General features: G+C 69.7%; 19 protein-coding genes. 10 read left to right on the top strand and 9 right to left on the bottom strand.

The features are described from left to right. Positions 1-12: 12 nt before the first annotated feature. Positions 13-732, top strand: coding sequence for an aminoacyl-tRNA hydrolase (locus BLR49_RS08835; RefSeq protein WP_092536581.1), 720 nt, complete (start codon positions 13-15; stop codon positions 730-732). 77 nt (positions 733-809) lie between these two features. Here the strand turns inward: BLR49_RS08835 and BLR49_RS08830 are convergent, their stop codons facing one another. The 5 genes from BLR49_RS08830 to BLR49_RS08810 form a co-directional block, all read right to left on the bottom strand. After that, on the bottom strand, positions 810-1,415 hold the full coding sequence (locus tag BLR49_RS08830; protein WP_092536578.1) for a GtrA family protein: 606 nt from the start codon (positions 1,413-1,415) through the stop codon (positions 810-812). A 277-nt stretch (positions 1,416-1,692) separates the two neighbouring features. After that, complete coding sequence (locus BLR49_RS08825) at positions 1,693-2,349, bottom strand: HAD-IA family hydrolase (protein WP_092536575.1); 657 nt, start codon at positions 2,347-2,349, stop codon at positions 1,693-1,695. A 125-nt stretch (positions 2,350-2,474) separates the two neighbouring features. Further along, a complete protein-coding gene (locus tag BLR49_RS08820) occupies positions 2,475-3,482 on the bottom strand; it encodes a substrate-binding domain-containing protein (RefSeq protein ID WP_218121335.1) in 1,008 nt (335 codons plus the stop codon). 130 nt (positions 3,483-3,612) lie between these two features. Further along, positions 3,613-4,932 (bottom strand): anaerobic C4-dicarboxylate transporter family protein, encoded by a 1,320-nt coding sequence (locus BLR49_RS08815; RefSeq protein ID WP_092536569.1) that lies wholly within the window; start codon positions 4,930-4,932, stop codon positions 3,613-3,615. 203 nt (positions 4,933-5,135) lie between these two features. After that, a complete protein-coding gene (locus BLR49_RS08810) occupies positions 5,136-6,080 on the bottom strand; it encodes a dihydrodipicolinate synthase family protein (protein ID WP_092536566.1) in 945 nt (314 codons plus the stop codon). Positions 6,081-6,289: 209 nt separating this feature from the next. On the opposite strand from BLR49_RS08810, the gene BLR49_RS08805 reads away from it, so the two are divergent. The 3 genes from BLR49_RS08805 (at position 6,290) to BLR49_RS13975 (ending at position 8,453) form a co-directional block, all read left to right on the top strand. After that, complete coding sequence (locus BLR49_RS08805) at positions 6,290-7,654, top strand: M18 family aminopeptidase (RefSeq protein ID WP_092536563.1); 1,365 nt, start codon at positions 6,290-6,292, stop codon at positions 7,652-7,654. A 287-nt stretch (positions 7,655-7,941) separates the two neighbouring features. Continuing rightward, complete coding sequence (locus BLR49_RS13265; protein ID WP_092536560.1) at positions 7,942-8,301, top strand: hypothetical protein; 360 nt, start codon at positions 7,942-7,944, stop codon at positions 8,299-8,301. Then, positions 8,232-8,453 carry a transposase gene (locus tag BLR49_RS13975; protein ID WP_092536557.1) on the top strand — a complete coding sequence of 74 codons (222 nt, stop codon included), beginning with the start codon at positions 8,232-8,234 and terminating at the stop codon, positions 8,451-8,453. Before BLR49_RS13265 ends, BLR49_RS13975 begins: the two co-directional genes overlap by 70 nt. 437 nt (positions 8,454-8,890) lie before the next feature. Here BLR49_RS13975 and BLR49_RS08790 read toward each other — a convergent pair whose 3' ends face one another. The 3 genes from BLR49_RS08790 to BLR49_RS08780 all read right to left on the bottom strand — a co-directional run bounded on the left by BLR49_RS08790 (position 8,891) and on the right by BLR49_RS08780 (position 11,740). Further along, a complete protein-coding gene (locus BLR49_RS08790; protein WP_176765829.1) occupies positions 8,891-9,583 on the bottom strand; it encodes an aspartate/glutamate racemase family protein in 693 nt (230 codons plus the stop codon). Between the two features lie 191 nt (positions 9,584-9,774). Continuing rightward, on the bottom strand, positions 9,775-10,437 hold the full coding sequence (locus BLR49_RS08785; RefSeq protein ID WP_218121334.1) for a transposase: 663 nt from the start codon (positions 10,435-10,437) through the stop codon (positions 9,775-9,777). A gap of 187 nt (positions 10,438-10,624) precedes the next feature. Further along, positions 10,625-11,740 (bottom strand): NADH:flavin oxidoreductase/NADH oxidase, encoded by a 1,116-nt coding sequence (locus tag BLR49_RS08780; protein ID WP_092536555.1) that lies wholly within the window; start codon positions 11,738-11,740, stop codon positions 10,625-10,627. Between the two features lie 199 nt (positions 11,741-11,939). Here BLR49_RS08780 and BLR49_RS08775 point away from each other — a divergent pair, with 199 nt between their 5' ends. Next, positions 11,940-12,887, top strand: a complete 948-nt coding sequence (locus tag BLR49_RS08775) for a patatin-like phospholipase family protein (protein WP_092536552.1) — start codon at positions 11,940-11,942, stop codon at positions 12,885-12,887. Between the two features lie 148 nt (positions 12,888-13,035). Next, entirely contained in the window at positions 13,036-13,602 is a 567-nt protein-coding gene (locus BLR49_RS08770) for an NADPH-dependent FMN reductase (RefSeq protein ID WP_092536549.1), read from the top strand. Between the two features lie 151 nt (positions 13,603-13,753). On the opposite strand, the gene BLR49_RS08765 is transcribed toward BLR49_RS08770, so the two are convergent. Then, the gene (locus tag BLR49_RS08765) at positions 13,754-14,326 is read right to left on the bottom strand and encodes an NUDIX hydrolase (protein ID WP_092536546.1); all 573 of its coding nucleotides are present in this window, start codon (positions 14,324-14,326) and stop codon (positions 13,754-13,756) included. A gap of 297 nt (positions 14,327-14,623) precedes the next feature. On the opposite strand from BLR49_RS08765, the gene BLR49_RS13260 reads away from it, so the two are divergent. From BLR49_RS13260 to BLR49_RS08745, 4 genes are all read left to right on the top strand, one after another. Then, a complete protein-coding gene (locus tag BLR49_RS13260; protein ID WP_176765828.1) occupies positions 14,624-15,976 on the top strand; it encodes a hypothetical protein in 1,353 nt (450 codons plus the stop codon). Positions 15,977-16,352: 376 nt separating this feature from the next. Next, positions 16,353-16,955 (top strand): biotin transporter BioY, encoded by a 603-nt coding sequence (locus BLR49_RS08755; protein ID WP_092536543.1) that lies wholly within the window; start codon positions 16,353-16,355, stop codon positions 16,953-16,955. A gap of 63 nt (positions 16,956-17,018) precedes the next feature. Continuing rightward, positions 17,019-18,023, top strand: a complete 1,005-nt coding sequence (locus BLR49_RS08750) for a bile acid:sodium symporter family protein (protein ID WP_092536540.1) — start codon at positions 17,019-17,021, stop codon at positions 18,021-18,023. A 372-nt stretch (positions 18,024-18,395) separates the two neighbouring features. Next, on the top strand, positions 18,396-19,355 hold the full coding sequence (locus tag BLR49_RS08745; RefSeq protein WP_092536537.1) for an ABC transporter permease: 960 nt from the start codon (positions 18,396-18,398) through the stop codon (positions 19,353-19,355). Position 19,356: the final 1 nt, after the last annotated feature.

The raw sequence follows: 19,356 nt of genomic DNA, 5'->3' as shown, positions 1-19,356 counted from the left end.
GTCCCCTGGGCCATGCAGATCGCCGTCCACTACGACAAGGTCCACCCGCCCCGCCGCATCGACGTCGCCGAGGCCTCCGCCCGCGCCGTTGTCGCCCTGCTGGCCGCCCCTGAGGCCGCCCCGGGCGGAGCCTGGCACGAGGCCGTTGAGTACTGGCGGGACGGGCGCATCCGCAAGCTGGTGCGCCGCGCTCGCGGCCGCCGCTGGGAGGAGATCCAGGAGCTTCCCGGCGTCACCGTCGCCCAGGCGGGTCCGGCCGGGTGGGGCAGCGCCGAGGCGCGCGCGCTCGTGCCCGGCCCGGTCCGCCCGCTGCCGCCGGCCCTGGCCAAGACCCAGGTGGAGGGCACGCACTTCCCCCACGGCGACGAGCTGCCCCCTCCGCCCGCCGCAATCACCGCCGCCGTCGCCAAGGCCCCCGACGCCGGCCGCGGGATCACCCTGACCAGCGCCTCGGTCTCGGAGCAGGCCCTGGTGACGGTGGAGGTCACGCCGTTGGAGGAGATGACCAGTGGGAAGCTGTGTGCCCAGGTCGCTCACGCCGCCCAGCTGGCCTGGGAGAGCCCGCGGCTGCCGGCGGATCTGCGCCGGCGATGGGCGGCGCAGGGGTACCGCGTGCGCGTCGCCTTTCCGTCGGCGCAGCCCTGGCGGACCCGGAAGCGGCCGGTCTCGGTGGTGGACGCCGGCTTCACCGAGCTGGACGGGCCCACGGAGACCACGCGCGCCTTCTGGTGACGGCTGCCCAGGCGGCGTCAGCGGACCGGCGGCTGAGGCGGCCCTGCCCGCGTGGCGGGCGATGGCGCAGGCGGGACTCAGGCGGCGTCGGACGCGGGCTCGGGCGTGCCGCGAAACACCCACAGGCGCATCAGCACATACAGGTAAATCCCCTCGCAGCAGGCCGAGATCACCCGGGCCAGCTCCGCGTTGACGCCCACTAGGTGCAGCAGGCTGGACAGCCCCAGAATGAAGATGACGTACTGGGAGACCAGGCCGACCGCGTAGCGCGATCCCTGGGCGGTCAGCGACCCGTGGGACTGGAAGTTCAGCCACCGGTTCAGCAGCAGCGAGTACAGGCCCGCCAGGGCATACCCCACGGTCACCGCCAGCGGGTAGAACCAGTGCAGCCGCTCGTAGAACAGCCACAGGAAGCTCATGTCAATGACGAATCCGGAGCCGTTGATGAGCGCATAGCCGATGAAGGTCACCGGCACCCGATGACGCACTATCCCCGGCAGCAGCCGGTGAATGCGGTTGATCAGGTGCAGGAATACGCGCGGGGCCAGGCGGGCGGGATCCTCCAGGCGGGCATTGATCCGCCGGTGGGCGGCGGCGGCGGCCTTGACGGCGTCCGGCGTGCGGTCCGCGGGGGAGGCGGGACGCCGCCCCCGAATGCCTCCGGACGTCGTGATGCTCGTCATGGTCTTCCTTCCGGGCGCCGGTTCCGCTGCGCCTACAGACCCGAGTTTCGTGTGTCCGCAGGCGCCTCGCAAGCCCGTATGGATGAACTCTGGATTCCGAAAGTATGAGATGAACCTGGACGGCCTCCTACCGGAGGATGAGAAATGACTGTCGGCGTGTCGGGCGCGCTCTGGCGCCCTTCGGCGCGTCGGGGACGCGCGCGGGGAGGCAGCCGGGCGAGCCGAGAATGCGCCTGCCGACGACACGCACTCGAGCGGCGGGACGCCGGCGAGCGCTTCAGGCGGAGGCGGCGCCGTCGAGCACGGAGACGACCTCCTGACGCAGCAGGACGCCGCCGGCATCTGCCGGGTGGTGCACCGTGCGGATGCCGAGCGCGGCCGCCTGGGCGATGTTGGCGGCGTTGTCGTCCACGAACAGCGCCTCCTGCGGGCGCACCCCCACCAGCTCGAGCACGGTGTGGAAGTAGTCCGGACTGGGCTTGGCCACCCCGAGCGTGCAGGAGTAGGCGTCCACGTCGCACAAGCCGTCGTAGCCGAGGGCTGAGCGCATCCACGCGCGGCGCTCGTGCTGCTGGTTGGTGGCCAGCACCGTGGTGTAGCCGGCGGCCCTGAGGTCGCGCACCACCTGCCAGGCGAGCGGGTCCGCTGTGGCCTGCCACCACAGCTCCAGCAGCTGCTCCGCGCTCGCGGTGAGTCCCAGCTCGCCCGCCAGCCGTTCCAGCAGGGTGCGCAGGTCCTCGTGTCCCCGCAGCGCGGGGCCCTCCTCGGCGAGCAGGCGGCGGCAGAAGAGCTCTCCGCCGCCGGCGGTCAGCGCCTGGTCCCAGGGGGTGCCGATCAGCTGCAGCACGCCGTCGGCGTCGAACAGCACGGCCCGCACCGGGCTGGTGCCGAGGGCGGGAATGGCGGGCGGAGCGGGGGAGGGGGCCGGCGTCATGGGGCGATCGTGGCGCAAAGCGGGGCGTTTGGCCAGCGGGCGCAGGGGGAGTCGCCGGGTTTCGGGCGGGCGCGGTCAGCGGGAGAGGGCGGCGGTGCCGGCGCGGCGCCCTCCTGGAGGCGCCGCTAGCGCTTGCGGGAGACGGCGGATCGCCGGGGGATGAGCGTGGGGACGGCTACGCGGTCGGCCGGCTGCTCGCCGGTGCCCGCAGTCTGCGCGGCCAGCAGGTCGAGGGCGCCGACGGCGATGAGGTCGAAGGGGACGTGCACCGTGGTCAAGGGCACGGCCAACTGGGCGGCCACCGGGGTGTCGTTGTAGCCGACGACGCTCAACTCCTCCGGGACCCTGCGTCCCAGGGCGCTGGCCGCGGCCAGGGTCCCCATGGCGAGCCGGTCATTCGCGGCGAAGACCGCGGTGGTCTCCGACGACCGGGAGAGCACTGCGGCGGCGGCCTCGCGTCCGGCGGTGTAGCCGAAGCCGCAGTGGCGGATGCGTGTCTGCGGCGTGTCCAGGCCGGCCTCGGCCATGGCGCGGTGATAGCCGGCCAGGCGCTGCTGCGCGGTGGAGGTGAAGTCGGGGCCGGGCAGGACGGCGATCGCGGTATGGCCGAGGTCGAGCAGGTGCCGCGTGGCCAGGTAGCCGCCGAGCTCGTCGTCGCACACGGAGGAGGGGGAGACGCCGTCGGTGCGCAGCGCGAGCACGTGCGGCACCTGCCGGTCGCGCAGCGAGGAGGGCAGAGGATCGTCCAGGCGCGCGGTGGCGAGCACCAGCCCGTCAACGCGTCTGGCCAGCAGCGAGTCGACGGCGCGGGCCTCGGCGGCGGAGTCGTCGCCGCACACGGATACGAGGGCGAACAGTCCCCGGGCTGCCGCCGCCGAGAAGATCGCCTCGAACAGCAGCGCCATCACCGTGTCGGACAGGCGCGGCACCAGCACCCCGACGGTGCCGGTGTCGCCGCGCCGCAGCGCGGAGGCGGCGGCGTCGCGCCGGTACCCGAGCCGTGCGGCCGCCTCCTTGACGCGCTGGGCGGAGGCGGAGCGGGAGGTCGGCAGGCGCTCGTCGAGGATGCGGGAGGCCGTGGAGATGGACACGCCCGCCGCGGTGGCGACGTCCTTAAGGGTCACGGCTTTCACGATGCTGCCTCCTGGTTCGCTGACCGCATCGTAGCGGTGCGGCCGCGAACCAGGAGGCGGGAGATGGGGGAGGAAGCCGGCGTGCGCGCCTGGGCTGGCGGCGACCCGCGGGCGTGGCCTGATCCGCCGCTCAGACGACGACGGCGGCCAGGGCGAAGCCGTAGACCACGCTCAGCCCGGTGGCCATGAGCCCGGGGATGAGGAAGGGGTGGTCGAAGAAATGCGTTCCGAGCTGCGTCGAGCCGGTGTCGTCGAGCTCAACCGCCGCCAGCAGGGTCGGATAGGTGGGCAGGATGAACAGGGAGGAGGTCGCCGGGAAGCAGGCGACCACGGTGGCCGGGGCCACGCCGATCGCCAGCGCCGTCGGGAACAGGGCCTTGGTGGAGGCCGCCTGCGAGTAAAGCAGCGAGGAGGCGATCACCACGAGCAGGGCGAACAGCCACGGCTTGCCGGCCAGGGCCGTCCCCAGGTGCGCCTGGATCCAGTCCTGGTTGGCGGTCATGAAGGTGGTGCCCAGCCAGGCGACGCCGAGGATGCAGGCGCAGGCGCTCATGCCGGTGCGGAAGATCGACGAGCCCGGAATCGCCTTCGGGTTGGCCCGGCAGGCCACGATGATCGCCCCGGCGGCGGCGAGCATGACGGAGATACGGCACTGGCCGGCGTCCATGACGGGGTCGCTGATCAGCCCGACCTTCTCGGAGATGGCGATGGAGTAGGCCAGCACCACCACGAGGGCGATCACGAAGATCAGCACCGACAGCTTGGCGCCCGGGCGCAGCTCGCGGACCTCGTGCTTGGGCGGGGCGATCTCCCCGGCCTTCAGGCGCCGCTGGTACTCGGGCACGGTGTCGAGCCGGTCGTTGCCGCGGGCCTTGTCCCAGAGCATGAACAGCAGGGCGGTGGTCATGGTGCCCAGGAAGGTGGCGGGGATCGACACGAGGATCAGGTCGATGAAGGTCCACCCCGTGTTTCCCTCCTCGAGCTTGCCGGACAGGAACACCACGGCGGCGGAGATCGGGGAGGCGGTAATGCCCAGCAGCGATCCGGCCACACCCACCGAAAGGGAGCGGGTGGGGCGGATGTTGTTCTCCTTGGCGACCTCCACGATCACCGGCATGGTCGCGAAGGAGACCTGCCCGGTGGAGGCGGCGAAGGTGAGCAGGTAGGTCACCATCGGCGCCAGCAGCGCCAGGTACTTGGGGTGGGCCCGCAGCAGGCGGTCGGTGAGGTTGACCAGGTAGTCGATCCCGCCGGCGACCTGCATGGCCGAGGCCGCGTAGATGACGACCATGATGAACACGATCACCTGCATGGGCAGGTCGCCGGGAGTGGCGCCGAGCAGGGACAGGACGAACACTCCCGCGCCGCCGGCGAAGGCAATGCCGATGCCGCCGATTCTGGCGCCGAGGATGATGAAGGCGAGGAAGACGAGGAACTGTATGAGGATCACGGCCTACTCCGTTGTGGGCGGTGGGGGTGGGGCAGTTGGCGGGAGCCCGGGCCGATGGTGCGGCGGAGGGGCATCTGCCGGTGGTGGGCGGTGGCGGGCGGTGCCGGGTGGGCACAGCCGGCCCGGTGCGTGCGGCGGCCGTCGGGTGGCCCCACGGCGGCCGCCGCACACGCCGATCACCGGTCAGCGATCGCCGTCACCACTCAGGCCGGGATCCGGGCCTTGCCGATTCCGGCGGCGGCCAGGGCGGCGGCGATCTCCTCGTGCGCGCCCTCGGCCAGCGGCCGCAGCGGGGAGCGGACGGTGGCGGTCTCCAGGACGCCGCGCTCGACCAGCGCCTCCTTCAGGGCGACGGTGCCCTCCATGTGGCTTCCGCGGTGGTACACCGCCTTGGTCACCGGCAGGAGCTGGTCGTGGACGGCGCGGGTGGCGTCGTAGTCGTGGGCCTGGCCGGCCTTGAGCAGCTTGATCAGCAGTTCGGGGGCGATGTTGCCGTAGCCGACCAGGAGGCCGTCGACGTCGAACATGGTGTGCAGCAGGTACTCGTCGTGGCAGCTCATGATCGTCAGGTCCGGGAAGGCCTCGCGCAGCACCGGGATCTCGGTGTCCCAGCGCTTCATGTTGCGCACCCCGTTCTTGGTGTAGTGCACGCCGGGGAGCGCGGCGATCTCGAGCTGGGTGTCCAGGTCGTAGCTGCACTTGGTGACGTCCGGGTACTGGAAGAGGATCTCGTTCAGGCCGGTCTCCTCGTAGATCGCCTTGTAGCGGTCCTGCGGGGCGCCGGGCTGGAAGCCGAAGCGCAGCCAGCCGTGGGAGGGGTAGATCAGGCCCGCGGTGGCTCCGGCGTCGACGGCGCGCTGAGCCTCCTCGCAGGCGACCTTGGTGCCCTCGCCGGTGATGCCGGCGACGACCGGCACGCGGCCGTCGGTGGAGGCCACGAAGGCCTCGATGACGGCGACCTGCTCGGACTGGGTGAGGAAGGTGCCCTCGCCGGCGTGGCCGAGCACCACCAGTGAGGTGACCTCCGGGAAGCTGCCGAGCCAGGAGCCCAGGCGCTTGATGGCGGGGAAGTCGATCTCGCCGTCGGGGGTGAAGGGGGTGACGGGGGCGGGGTTGAGGCCGCGGAGGTTGGGGACTGGAACGCTCATGTTGGTTCACTTCCTTGGGATCAAGAGCGGATCGGGCGCCCGGAAACACAGGTGCAAACGTTCCCGGGAACGTTTGCAAGCGTAGGTGAGGGCGGCCGCTCGTGTCCATAGGTCGGAAGGCCCAGGCGGCGGCGCGGCATACGGACAGGATGTCCGAATTCGGGACAGTTTGCGGCGGCGGCATCGCTGGACTGCCCCATACTTGGCTCATGCCAGACCCCGAAACCGCGCTCGCCCTGCGCGACGACGACGCCTACGCCGACTCGATCATCGCCTTCGTCACCGCCTCGCCCACCAGCTACCACGCAGCGGCGGAGGTCGCGCGGCGACTGGATGCCGTCGGCCTGACCGCCGTGGACGAGCGCGAGCCCTGGGGCGCCGACCTGCCCCGGCGCGGTTACACCCGGCGGGGCGGCGCCGTCATCGCCTGGCTGCTGCCCGAGCGGCTGGAGCCGCGCGGCGGGCTGCGGATCGTCGGCGCGCACACGGACTCCCCGGCGCTGCGGCTCAAGCCCCGCGCCGCCATGGTGCGCGACGGCGTGCAGGTGCTGAACGTGGAGGTCTACGGGGGTCCGCTGCTGAACTCCTTCCTGGACCGGGAGCTCGGCCTGGCCGGGTGCCTGACCACCTACGACGGCGCCACCCACCTGGTGCGCACCGGCCCGATCGCGCGCGTGGCCCAGGTCGCCCCACACCTGGACCGCAGCGTCAACGACTCCCTGCACCTGGACAAGCAGGCCCATCTGCTGCCGCTGTGGGCCATCACGGGCGGCGACGCACCAGGAGCGGCCACCGGCGGCACGGCCGACGGCGCCGCAGCCACCCGGCCCGGCCCCGACGCACCCGAGCAATACCTGTGCGAGCTGGCCGGCATCGACCCCGCCGACCTGGCCTTCTGCGACATCCTCACCTACCCCACCGAGCCCCCGGCCCGCTTCGGCCGCCATGGGGAGTTCCTCGCCTCCTCCCGGCTGGACAACCTCTCCTCCGTGCACGCCGCACTGGTCGCCCTGGAGACGCTGGCGTGCGGGGACGCCGTCGCCGCCCCGGTGGTCTTCGTGGCCAACGACCACGAGGAGGTCGGCAGCGGGAGTCGCACCGGCGCCGCCGGCCCGTTCTTGCAGGCCGTCCTGGGGCGCCTGGCCGGCGCCATGGGTGCGGCCGGTGACGCCTACGCGGCGCTGCTGGCCCGCTCCCTGTGCGTATCCGCCGACGCCGGCCACGCCGCCCACCCGAACTACCCGCAGCTGCACGACCCCGCAGTGCGCCCCGTCCTCGGCGGCGGCCCGCTGCTGAAGATCAACGCCCAGCAGCGCTACGCCACCGACGCCGCCGCCGTGGCCGCGTGGGCGCGTGCCTGCCGCGCGGCGGCGGTGCCCAGTCAGGACTTCGTGTCCAACAACGCCGTGCCCTGCGGCACCACCATCGGCCCGCTCACCGCCACTCGCCTGGGCATCCCCACGGTCGACGTCGGCCAGCCGCTGCTGTCCATGCACTCTCAGCGGGAGATGTGCGCGCTCGCCGACGGCGGCGGTCTGGCCCGGGCCCTGCACGCCTACTGGCTGGGCGCCTGATAGTCAATTGAGAACCACTGGGTTTTAGGATGCCTAAGGTAGCGGAACTTGAGATGCGCCGATTGCAAGGGAGTCATCAGATGGCTAAAGGGCATAAGTGTCCGGTGTGCGAGACATATACGCTTCAGCCAGTTTCGACCAACTGGTTGCAGTGCTCGAATTGCAGTACCAAAGGGTGTTATTCATGGGGGTGTGGGGTTGGGTGAGGGTCGTGTCGTTGTTGGGGCATCGGTCGCCGGGCGGGAGGATCGGGGTGTTACTACTCGATTCTCCTGTGGAGGCGACCGATGCGGTATGGGTCTACAACCGGGCTGGCCGGGGCTGATGTTGATGAGCTGGCCGAGCGGGTTCAGCAGATCCTGGACGGTACGAGGATTCCCCTGACGGTGTGGTTTGAAGTCGCCTGGCAGATGGTCGCGTCTAAGAACGGGGCCAGCGCCGCCCACCTGTATCAGGTGCTGCCGGTGGGCTCCTACCAGACAGTGTGGGCGATGCTGTCGCGGTTGCGGTCGGTGATGGGCTGGTCCGACTCACAACCGCTGGCTAGACGGGTCGAGGTCGATGAGACCTATCTGGGTTGGGTGGCCCTCGGGCAGGGACGGCGGGACGTGGGGCCGCGGGCAGGACCCTGGTTGCCGGGGCAATAGAGGTCGGCGAGAGGGGCTGGGGGCGGTGCCGACTGATGGTTATATCGGACGCCTCCAAGACATCGCTGCGCCAATTCGTGACCACCACCGTCCGGGCTGGGGCCACGGTGGTCACCGACGCCTACCCCGAACGAATCCGACCCTACCTGTAACAACGACCCGCTTACACAGAAAACTTGACAAGCTCGCCGATCAAAGTCACCGCCTCCAACGGCCCGGCCCATCAAGCACTGCCCGCTGTGCATCGGTCGATCACTTCCTGGCGGGGGCGTACCACGGGTCATGGTCCGCGGGGCACTTGCCCTCCTACCTCGACGAGTTCACGTTCCGGTTCAAGCGCCGCCACGCCCGGTACCGCGGCCTGCTGCTACACGCCTGCTCCAACGCGTCGTCAACGCCCCCTAACCCCCTATAAGAACCTCGTACAGGACCCATCGCGCAACACCAACCACCCCAAAGGCGCACAGGGCCCACGCGCCCTGCCGGGCACACTGCAACCCGACAGCCACCCACGCCCATGGCGCTGCTAAACACCACCCACCATTGGCAACGAAAGGGAGCCCCTTTTTGCCTTAAATTGGACTTTGATTTAATCGTCGATGGAAGAAAGTGCTGCTTTTTCGGCATGAATCAATGTGGTATCGAAAACAGGTAAGTCGGTATCCTCTTGCTGGACGAGCAGTCCTATTTCCGTGCAACCGAGAATCACGCCCTGCGCACCTTTATCTGCCAACTTATCGATGATAGCAAGATACTTGGATTTCGACTCCTGACGGATATTTCCTAAACAAAGCTCGTCGTAAATCACGGAGTTGATAGTTTCCACATCCTCTTCATTCGGAATTAGCACACGAATTCCCGTTTCTGTTAGCTTTGCCTTATAGAACTCCTGTGTCATTGTATATTTTGTTCCCAATAGCCCAACGGTCGTGATTCCTTGCTCTTTTAACCTATCCGCCGTTGCTTCCGCAATATGAATTATTGGGATGGAAATGTGCTCGCTCATTTGCGGGGCAACCTTGTGCATGGTATTCGTGCAAATAACGATAAAATCGGCTCCCGCCTTTTCCAGCCGTACCGCCGCATCAGATAGTGTTTCGGCACTCTTATCCCACTCGCCACTTGCCTGGTATTTTTCAATTTGATCAAAGTCTACGCTATACAACAGAGTTTTCGCAGAATGAAGCCCGCCAAGTTCCCTCCTGATCGTTTCGTTAATTACTTGGTAATATGTAACAGTGCTCTCCCAACTCATTCCGCCAATCAGTCCTATCGTTTTCATGCTAACCTCCTACAATTCTCATTGCACTTATAGTGGGGGTCATATAAGGGTGTTCTACATGTGATTTTACCATCCGGTTCGGTAGAGTTCGAGTTTGGTGGCCAGGGTGATGGTGTCGGGTAGTTCGTTCAGGCGGTGGCGGTAGCCGGTTGACAGGATCGTCCAGTTCTTCAGGGCGGCGATGGCGTGTTCTACGACGGAGCGGATGTAGGAGACTTGGCGGCCCACTGCTTGACCCACTGCGGGCGGGGCTGCCCGGGGGTCTTCTTGATGGGGGTCGGTGCTCCGTCGGCGGTGTGGACGGTGTCGGCGATCCAGTCTGCGTCCTGGGTGTCCAGCGCGTCGGCCCAGCCGCACAGTTCCAGGGCGGCGCTCTCATGACGGGAGCCGGGCATCGGGCCGGACACTGCCACCAGCTGGCCGCCGGTGGTGGCGGCGACCTGGACGGACAGGCACTGGCAGTGGTGCTTGGTGGAGAAGTTGGCCTTGGCGGTGTCCTTGCCCGCTCCCGGCCGGTTGCCGGTGGGGGTGTAGGTTCCGTCGATCAGCAGCAGATGGCCCTGTGTGATGGCCGCCTCCAGGCTGATACCGGTCATCGCCAGCGCCTGTGTCAGTAGCGGCTTGATGCGCCTGAAGATGCGGGACACGGTGGGCTGGGACACGCCAACCAGATCGACGGCCAGCGTCTGGGAGATGTTCTGGCACAGCAGCATCAGCACCAGCTCTACCTGCCTGCGCACACCAAGCAGGTGCCGGCCCAGGCTCGTGCCCCGACCGTCCAGGATCTGCTGAACCCGCTCGGCCAGCTCATCAACATCAGCCCCGGCCAGCCCGGTTGTAGACCCATACCGCATCGGTCGCCTCCACAGGAGAATCGAGTAGTAACACCCCGATCCTCCCGCCCGGCGACCGATGCCCCAACAACGACACGACCCTCACCCAACCCCACACCCCCATGAATAACACCCAAAGTTCGACGTGACTGAAGCAGTGGGACCGACGGCACCGTTGGCCCCACTGCTTTTGCTTCTTGACAACGTCTCAGCGCCAGGCGCCGCGCCAGTACTGGACCGGCAGGTGCGCGGCCTGCCAGTCGTTAACGCCCAGCTCGTGAGCCCAGCGCACCGGCAGGTACGGGTCGCGCAGCGCGCCGCGGCCCGTGGCGACGGCGTCGGCCAGGCCGGCCACCAGGATCTGCTCGGCCTGCAGGCCGGAGTCGATGAGGCCCACCGCGACCACCTGCGGCTGCCCGCCGCCCGGCGTCGTCATGCCGGCGACGGCGTGCTTGACCTGGCCGGCGAAGGGGACCTGGTAGCCGGGTCCCACCGGCACCTTCGCGGGCACGTTCCCGCCGGTGGACACGTGCAGCACGTCCACGCCGACCGCCACCAGCTGCCGGGCGAGCTCGGCGGTGTCGTCTCCCGTGAGCCCGCCCTCGGCCCAGTCGGTGGCCGACAGGCGGATGTCGAGGACCTTCTCCTCGCCAATGGCCTCGCGCACCGCCTGGGCCGTCTCCAGGGCGAAGCGGCGCCTTCCCTCGGCCGAGCCGCCGTAGGCGTCGGTGCGCGTGTTGGACAGCGGCGAGAGGAACTGGTGGATCAGGTAGCCGTGGGCGCCGTGCAACTCGATCACGTCGTAGCCTGCCGCCACCGCGCGGCGGGCGGCATCGGCGAAGGCCTGCACGGTGTCGGCGATCTCGGTGGTCGTCAGCGCCCGCGGCGTGGCGTGCTCCGGGTAGGCCGCCGCGCTCGGCGCCACCAGGTTCCAGCCGGGCAGGGTGCCCGAGCGCGCCCCCTCGACGGCGGGGCGCCACGGGGGCGTGCCCGCCTTGCGGCCGCCGTGGCCGAGCTGCACGCCGGCCAGCGCGCCACCGGCGTGAATGGCCTCGACGATGCGGCGGTGGCCGGCGACTTGGGCGTCGTCCCACAGGCCGAGGTCGTTGGGGGACAGGCGGCCCTCCGGGGTGACGGCGCTGGCCTCCACAATGATGGTGCCGAAGCCGCCCTGGGCGCGGGAGCCGTAGTGCACCACGTGCCAGTCGGTGACGACGCCGTCCTCGGCGGTGACCGAGTACATGCACATGGGCGGGAGCCAGAGACGGTTGCGGGCGGCGAGAGAGCGCAGGGCGAGGGGCTGAAGCAGCTGAGGGTATGCCATGGCGTAACGCTACGCGCGGCCGACGTCGGCGGCCAGGGGGCGGCGGGGAGAGCGTGGCATGGGCGAGCCGTCGTCGGGACGGGCGGAGGGCACCCCGTCACCGCGGCCACCGGAGCCCGGGCGCGCTCGCCGTCGGCCGGGTGGGATGCGTCCGGGATCACTGCGCCCTCCCGCCGCGCCTCGATAGCCTGGGACCATCATGACCATCTCGACCCTCGCCCCGTCCCGCCCCGTGCCCTACGGGGATCCCGCTCACGCGCCCGCCCCGATCACCCGGCGCATCGACGACGTCGCCCTCGTCTTCGAGGGCGGCGGCATGCGTGGCACCTACACCGCGGCGCTGGTGCAGGTGCTGCTGGAGGAGGGGCTGTTCTTCCCCTGGGTGGGCGGCATCTCCGCCGGATCCACGAACACCGTCAACATGGTCTCCCGCGACCTTTGGCGCACCCGGGAGGCCTTCGTCGGGCTCACCACCGACCCGGACGCCGGCGGCTGGGGCAGCTTCGCCCGCGGCCAGGGCTACTTCAACTCCGAGCACATCTACCAGCACACCTCCCTGCCCGGGGAGCTGTTCCCCTTCGACTGGGAGACCTTCAAGGCCTCTGAGGCGACCGTGCGCATCGGCTCCTTCCGCTGCGACACCGGTGAGGAGGTCTACTGGGGCCTGGAGGACATGGACGTCATGGAGGACCTGCTGGTGCGCTGCCAGGCGTCGTCGTCCATGCCGCTGCTCATGCCCACCGTCCACATCGACGGCGTTCCCTACCTGGACGGCGCGCTCGGCCCCACCGGCGGCTTCGCCACGGACGCCGCCGCGGCCGACGGCTACGAGCGCATGCTCGTGGTCTCCACCCGGCCGGCCGGCTACCGCAAGCCCGCCGAGAAGCGCCCCGCCGCCTACCGGCGCATGTTCTACAAGCAGCCCGAGGTGGCCGAGGCCATCATCAACCGGCCCGACGGCTACAACCGGACTATCGAGGAGCTGGAGCGGGGGCGTCGGCAGGGGCGCGTCTACCTGTTCCAGCCTGACCGCATGTCGATCGAGAACGGCGAGCTGCGCTATGACCGTGTGGTCAGCGCCTACGAGGCCGGCCTGGCCCAGGCGCGCCGGGAGCTGCCCGACATCATGGAGTTCCTCGGACTCTGAGAAGCGGCGCGGAGCGGTCGGCGTGGGCATAACGGTGGTGTGACGATGTCAACGTGCGGTTTCGCTGGCCTAGGCCTCGGCGTCCGTGTTGAGTTGGGCCGTATGCCGCCCGGACCCGGGCGGGCTCTGGCCTGAAGGGAGCAACTCCATGACCAACAAGCCCAAGATCGGGATCGTCCTCGGATCGGTGCGGGAGGTCCGCCTCGGTGAGCAGATCGCCGAGTGGGTGCTCGAGCACGCGCGCGCCCGCGGCGACGCCCACTACTCCATCATCGACGTCAAGTCCTTCGACCTGCCCCTGTTCACCTCGCCGGTGCCGCCCGCCATGGCGAACAAGCAGTATGACGACCCGCGGGTGCAGGCCTGGTCCGAGGCCATCGACTCCCAGGACGGCTTCGTGTTCGTCACCTCCGAGTACGACCACGGCATCCCCGGCGCCTTCAAGAACGCCACCGACCACCTGTTCTCCGAGTTCCAGAACAAGACCGTCGGCTTCGTCGGGTACTCCGGCGACGGCGCCATCCGCGCCGTCGAGCAGTGGCGCACCGTCCTGGGCGGTTGGAGCATGCACACCGTCTCCCCGGCCGTGCAGCTGATGCTGTACGTGGACGCCTCGGCGGACATGAGCACCTTCACCCCGGCCGACCTGCGCGACGGTGAGCTCGCGGCCACGCTGGACGCGGTGGTCGCCTCCATCAACGCGCGCAAGGCCTGAACGGCCGCAGCCGGCCCGAGCGCCGGGCCAGGCGGCTCGGCGGCGGCGCGAGCGCGTGAGGCCGGCCCGGGAGGGTCCGGCATCGGGGCGGGGCACGGACACTGGTCCGGGCCCCGCCCCTCGTTTCGGCCTGCCGGTCTCGGCGCGGGCGTCAGTCTCCGGCGAAGCCGAAGGTGGTGATAGCCGGGACCGGCCGCCCGCCGTCGAGGGCGCCGGTCAGGAGCCGCAGCGCCGCGAGCTCGTGCGGCGGGATCGGCTCGGGCAGGGCGCCCAGTGCGAACCAGGCCAGGCCGCCGCTCTTGTCGGGCTCCTGGATGGTGGGGCGGCCGCGCCAGCGGGTGAGGGTGAAGAAGAAGTCCACGCGCTGCTCCAGCGCCGGCCCGCCGACCGCATTGGAGCGGTGCATGGCGGTCAGCGGGGCGAGGTCAACGGGGTCGACGACGACGCCCAGCTCCTCGGCGCCCTCGCGCACCGCCGCCGCGGTCACCGACTCGCCGGGCTCGACGTGCCCGGCGATCCCGGCGGCCCAGTGCCCATCCATGAAGCCGGTGTTGCGGCGCAGCTGCAGCAGCACCTCGGTGCCCGCAGCACCGGGGGCGGTGAGGTCGGCGTCCTGCCGCGGGCGCAGTAGCAGCACATAGGCGGCGGGTACCAGCGCGAAGGGCGCGGCGGGGACGCCGGGCACGGCGTCGTCGGGGCCGGTGTGAAGGGGGAGTGCGGGCATGGCGGCACGCTAGCGCGTCTACTACGCCACTTCGCGGTCTACTACGCCGGTTCGTGGCTGGTTGAATGCCCCCCGGGGCCCTCAGCAGAGCGCTAAGTGGCGTTCTGAACGGTGAAGTGGCGTTGCAGACCCACAGCCGGGACGCGGCCGTCAAGTCACGCCGTAACCATACGGCGCGCACAGCTCGCCCATATCGACGGCGAACACACTGATGGGTGACACGACCAGCCGCCTCCGGCGCGAACGGGCCAGGGCTCCGCTCTCCGGCGGCGGCATCAGCACTCGGAGGAGATCCCAATGGCTTTCAATCGCCCCCGCTACGCCCGCGCCGACGAAACCACCAAGGACGGTGACGTGACCGTCGACCGCTTCCTCATGCGCAGACGTGCAATGCTGGTGGGCGGCCTCGGCCTGGCTGCGGCCGGGGCGCTGGCCGCGTGTGGCTCCTCCGGTACGTCGGCCTCCGCCGCCTCCGGTGCTGCGAGCAACTCCGCCGCTGCGACGACCGATGCCACTGCCTCCACCGACGCGGACGTCGCCACCGGCCCCGAGTACCACGAGGCCAGCGCTTCGAACACCGCCCTGTCCGCCGGCCCCTGGACCGGCTCCATCGGGGACAAGGAGGTCACCCTGAACGGTGCCTACATCGTGGACGGCATCACGGCCACCATCGACGGTGGCACCTACGAATCCACCAGCGCCGACGAGGCCGTCTTCCTGGTCGTCAACGGCGGCGCCCTCACCGTCACCAACGCCCGCATCAACAAGTCCGGCGACGCCTCCACCGACGGCGAGCACGGGGTGGACGACTCCTACAGCTTCTACGGGCTCAATTCCGCCGTGGTGGTGGTCGGAGACTCCAGCAGTGCCAGTGTCGACCAGACCACGCTGACCACCGACGCCTCCGGCGCCAACGCCGTCGTCGCCACCGGTGGCGCCACCGCCGAAGTCACAGCCAGTGCCATTGCCACCACCGGGGAGTCCTCCCGTGGCCTGCACGCCACCTACGCGGGCACCATCACCGGCGCCGACCTCACCATCACCACCGAGGGCGCCCACTGCGCCGCCGTCGCCACCGACCGCGGCTCCGGCACGGTGACGGTGGACGGCACCAACACCTTCACCACCGCCGGCGACGGCTCGCCCTGCATCTACTCCACCGGCGAGATCACCGTCTCCGGCCTGACCGGAACCGCGGGGCAGGGGCAGGCGATCGTCGTCGAGGGCAAGAACCACGCCACCGTCTCCGACTCGACCTTCACCACCGACTCCGAGACCGCGGGAGTGATGCTGTACCAGTCCATGTCCGGCGACGCCGCCGACGCCGACGCGGCCACCGAGGCCTCCACCCTGGCCCTGACCAACGTGGCCCTGACCTGCAGTCGGGACGTACCGATCCTCTACGTCACCAACACCACTGCCGAGGCCACCCTGACCGGCTGCACCCTGGAGACCTCCGGCGGCCTGGCCACCGCAGACGAGGACCGCTGGGGCAGCTCCGGCTCCAACGGCGGCACCCTGACCCTCACCATGGACGCCACCAGCTTCGACGGCGTCATCACCGCCGGTTCCACCTCCGCCATCACCGTCAGCACCACCAACGGTGGTGCCGCCACCGGCGCCACCTCCGGGAGTGTCACGGTCTCCTGAGTCCGCGGTTGGGCGTCTTGCGGCGTACGCGGCGCTCGAGGCCGACACCTGTCATGGAGTGCACCACTTTCTGCGTCTCCTTCCTCTGCGGCCCCCGCAGTCACCGCGGAATCATGCGGCTCGATGTGGCGTGCCGGGGACAGTACTGGTTGAAAGTGGTGCATTCCATGACAGGCCTGCCTGGTCTGGCAGCCGCGGTGTGTCACAGGTGCCGGCCTGGGCGTGTTGGCGGTGCTCACCCGGGCGGGTAGGGGAAGGCCTTTGACACGTGGGCTGTCCTACAACCGAGAGTTGGAGGTATCCCACAAGATGTGCTCGCGGATACGGGCGGCAAACGGCGGTGCGTCGTGGAGGCCTCGCCCCCTACGGTAGTGGCATGAGCACAAACCCGCGTCCTGCTGTCCGCGTTGAAGCCGCTCCGGCCGCCGCCGCGCCCCGGGTCCACCGTGTGGCCCGCGAGGCGGCGCTCGTCCTCAGCGGGGCCGTCGCCATCGCCCTGATCGGCCAGATCGCCCTACCCCTGCCCTTCACCCCGGTGCCGGTGACGCTCGGCACCTTCGCCGCCCTCGGCGTGGGCGGGGTGCTCGGCTCTCGCCGCGGCCTGGCGGCCGTGTCCCTGTTCGCCGCCGCGGCCGCGCTCGGAGCCCCGGTGCTGGCGGGCGGGAACGGCGGCATCACCGCCTCCTTCGGGTATGTGCTCGGCTACGGGCTCGCCGCGCTGCTCGCCGGCCGGGCCGGTGCCACCTCCGTCAGCCGTGGCGCGGGGGCGATGGCGGCCCTGCGTGCGTCGGCGGTGCGAGTCGGCCTCATGCTGCTCGCCTCCGCCCTCGTCTACGCGCCCGGGCTGGTCTGGCTGAAGGCCGCCACCGGCGCCTCTTGGGGCGCGGTGCTCGCCATGGGGCTGGCGCCGTTCGTGATCGGTGATCTGCTGAAGTCCTTCGCCGCGGCTCTGCTGCCCCGGCCGACCGCGCTGCGCTGACACGCGCTCCCGAGTGCCGAGACCGGCCCTCCGCATCGCGGTAGGCGGCGATAGGACTGCACCATGACCAACCCAGTCGATTCCCCGTACTCTCCAGAGCCGACGGGCTCCCACCCGGCACCTGCGAAGCGCAGCGATGAGGACCGCTCCGCCTACATCGCCGTCACGGTCTTCCCGCTGCTGATCCTGCTGGCCTTCGCCGCCGCGATGCTGGCCCCCGAGGCGCTCAGCCCGCTGGCGGCGGGCACCAACTACGCGCTGGGCATCATCATGTTCGGCATGGGGCTGACCCTCACGGTCCCCGACTTCGCCCTGGTGGTGCGCCGCCCCCTGCCGGTGCTGGTGGGCGTGGCCGCACAGTTCGTGGTCATGCCGATCATTGCCTGGACGCTCACCCGCATCTTCCAGCTGGACCCGGCCCTGGCCGCAGGTGTCATCCTGGTGGGCTGCGCCCCCGGCGGCACCTCCTCCAATGTGATCTCCTACCTCTCGCGCGGTGACGTGGCGCTGTCGGTGACCATGACCTCGATCTCCACCCTGCTGGCTCCGCTGATGACGCCGCTGCTCACCCAGTGGCTCGCCGGCCAGTACATGCCCGTCGACGGCGGCTCCATGGCGCTGTCGATCGTCAAGATCGTGCTGGTGCCCGTCGTCGGCGGCCTGGTGGTCCGCGCCCTCCTGGGGCGCTTTGTGGAGCCGCTGCTGCCGGTCATGCCGTGGATCTCCGTGCTCGGCATTTGCTACGTGGTGATCGCCGTGGTCTCCGGCTCGGCCGCCAAGATCGCCTCCGCCGGGCTGCTGGTGCTGCTGGTGGTCGCCCTGCACAACTGCCTGGGCTACCTGCTCGGCTACCTGATCGGACGGGTGACCAGCCGCGACGAGAAGGCCTCGCGCACCACCGCCATTGAGGTCGGCATGCAGAACTCGGGGCTGGCGGCCGGGCTCGCCGCCCAGTACTTCAGCCCGGAGGCGGCCCTGCCGGGTGCGGTCTTCTCCATCTGGCACAACCTCTCCGGCGCCGTGGTGGCGGCCCTGTTCCGCCGTCGGGACGCTCGCGCCGCGAGCTGACCGTCCGCGCCGACGCCGCCGAGTCCCCGCCCGGGGCGGCCGCTTCCGGCGGCCCTGCGCGGGGCGGCGGGCTTCCTCTCGGTCGGTGTGGCGAGTCCGGGGTGCCCGCTGCCGCCCACGGATGGAATGTGGCGGAGGTTACTTGGGTGGCCGTTATTCGCCGGTTCGATGCTGGACATCGTTGGACAGGGCACCCCGCTCTTGGCCTCCAGGGTGCCAAGGGCGTCTCGAAATGCGGGTATCGTGAGACGGTCCGTCCGGTCCTGGAGCCGCCCGTGGGCGACTTGATCCGGGCAGGACGTCCGTAGCCGCACGGAATCCGGCCTCCCCGAGGGGCCGCGTCCTCCCGCGGCCCGCCAAAGAGAAGACCGCATGTTTCCGTACCTAATGCGCAGGATCGCGAACTACGCGCTCCTGTTGTTCATAGCGACCGTGCTGGCGTACTTCCTCGCCGCAACGCAGCTCAACCCGCTGGGGTTGTACGACATGAGCAACACCAAGCTCAATTGGGACGGCATTTACGCCACGCTCACGTCCTACAACATCAACCCCAACGATCCGGTTATGGATCGCTTCAGGATCTGGGCTACCGGTGTGCTCACTGAATGGGACTGGGGCAAGACCCCCAAGGGCGAGTCTGTCAACGCCATCGTTGCCCGCCGCATGTGGGTATCGGTGCGGCTGGTCTTCCTCGGCTCCTTCATCGGTATGGGCGTCGGCACGGCACTAGGCGCTTGGACCGCCACCAAGCAGTACTCCGCCGCCGACCGCATAATCACGGTGCTTTCCCTGATCGTCTTCTCCACGCCGGTCATGGTCATCGCCCTGTTCCTCAAACTCGGTGCCATCAAGGCCAACGCCGCCCTGGGCGGGCAGGTCTTCGAGTTCGTCGGCGAGGGCTCCGGCTTCGTCGGTCGCGCCCAACACCTGCTGCTGCCGACCATCTCCATGTCGCTTACAGGCATCGCCACCTACTCGCGCTACCAGCGCAACCTCATGCTCGATACCCTCGGCGCCGACTATGTGCGCACCGCCCGCGCCAAGGGACTGCGCAAGCATCAGGCCATTACCCGCCACGCGCTGCGCACCTCACTGATCCCCATGGGCACCTACTTCGCCTTCGCCCTGGCTACCATGTTCGTTGGCGCCTCCATCACGGAGACCGTCTTCACCTGGCACGGCATGGGTGAGTACGCCGTCACCTCCATCTCCACCTTCGACATCAACGGCACCGTCGCCGTGGTCGCCTTCTCCGGACTGATGACGCTGATCGGTGCCCTCCTGTCTGACGTCCTCGTGGCGATCATTGACCCGCGCGTGAGGGTGAGCTGAT

This window comes from Actinomyces ruminicola, assembly GCF_900103885.1.
In the GTDB taxonomy this organism is placed as follows: Bacteria; Actinomycetota; Actinomycetes; order Actinomycetales; family Actinomycetaceae; genus Actinomyces; species Actinomyces ruminicola.
The sequence above is the reverse complement of the archived record's forward strand: the minus strand, read 5'-3'. Positions and strand labels throughout refer to the sequence as shown.

What these genes read in the sequence shown, in the direction of transcription:
- BLR49_RS08790 (WP_176765829.1), bottom strand. Translation starts at nt 9,583, where the DNA reads ATGAAAACGATAGGACTGATTGGCGGAATGAGTTGGGAGAGCACTGTT.
- BLR49_RS08785 (WP_218121334.1), bottom strand. Translation starts at nt 10,437, where the DNA reads ATGCGGTATGGGTCTACAACCGGGCTGGCCGGGGCTGATGTTGATGAG.
- BLR49_RS13260 (WP_176765828.1), top strand. Translation starts at nt 14,624, where the DNA reads ATGGCTTTCAATCGCCCCCGCTACGCCCGCGCCGACGAAACCACCAAG.
- BLR49_RS08825 (WP_092536575.1), bottom strand. Translation starts at nt 2,349, where the DNA reads ATGACGCCGGCCCCCTCCCCCGCTCCGCCCGCCATTCCCGCCCTCGGC.
- BLR49_RS08755 (WP_092536543.1), top strand. Translation starts at nt 16,353, where the DNA reads ATGAGCACAAACCCGCGTCCTGCTGTCCGCGTTGAAGCCGCTCCGGCC.
- BLR49_RS08750 (WP_092536540.1), top strand. Translation starts at nt 17,019, where the DNA reads ATGACCAACCCAGTCGATTCCCCGTACTCTCCAGAGCCGACGGGCTCC.
- BLR49_RS08770 (WP_092536549.1), top strand. Translation starts at nt 13,036, where the DNA reads ATGACCAACAAGCCCAAGATCGGGATCGTCCTCGGATCGGTGCGGGAG.
- BLR49_RS08835 (WP_092536581.1), top strand. Translation starts at nt 13, where the DNA reads ATGCAGATCGCCGTCCACTACGACAAGGTCCACCCGCCCCGCCGCATC.
- BLR49_RS08810 (WP_092536566.1), bottom strand. Translation starts at nt 6,080, where the DNA reads ATGAGCGTTCCAGTCCCCAACCTCCGCGGCCTCAACCCCGCCCCCGTC.
- BLR49_RS08765 (WP_092536546.1), bottom strand. Translation starts at nt 14,326, where the DNA reads ATGCCCGCACTCCCCCTTCACACCGGCCCCGACGACGCCGTGCCCGGC.
- BLR49_RS08830 (WP_092536578.1), bottom strand. Translation starts at nt 1,415, where the DNA reads ATGACGAGCATCACGACGTCCGGAGGCATTCGGGGGCGGCGTCCCGCC.
- BLR49_RS13265 (WP_092536560.1), top strand. Translation starts at nt 7,942, where the DNA reads ATGCGGTATGGGTCTACAACCGGGCTGGCCGGGGCTGATGTTGATGAG.
- BLR49_RS08775 (WP_092536552.1), top strand. Translation starts at nt 11,940, where the DNA reads ATGACCATCTCGACCCTCGCCCCGTCCCGCCCCGTGCCCTACGGGGAT.
- BLR49_RS08745 (WP_092536537.1), top strand. Translation starts at nt 18,396, where the DNA reads ATGTTTCCGTACCTAATGCGCAGGATCGCGAACTACGCGCTCCTGTTG.
- BLR49_RS08780 (WP_092536555.1), bottom strand. Translation starts at nt 11,740, where the DNA reads ATGGCATACCCTCAGCTGCTTCAGCCCCTCGCCCTGCGCTCTCTCGCC.
- BLR49_RS08805 (WP_092536563.1), top strand. Translation starts at nt 6,290, where the DNA reads ATGCCAGACCCCGAAACCGCGCTCGCCCTGCGCGACGACGACGCCTAC.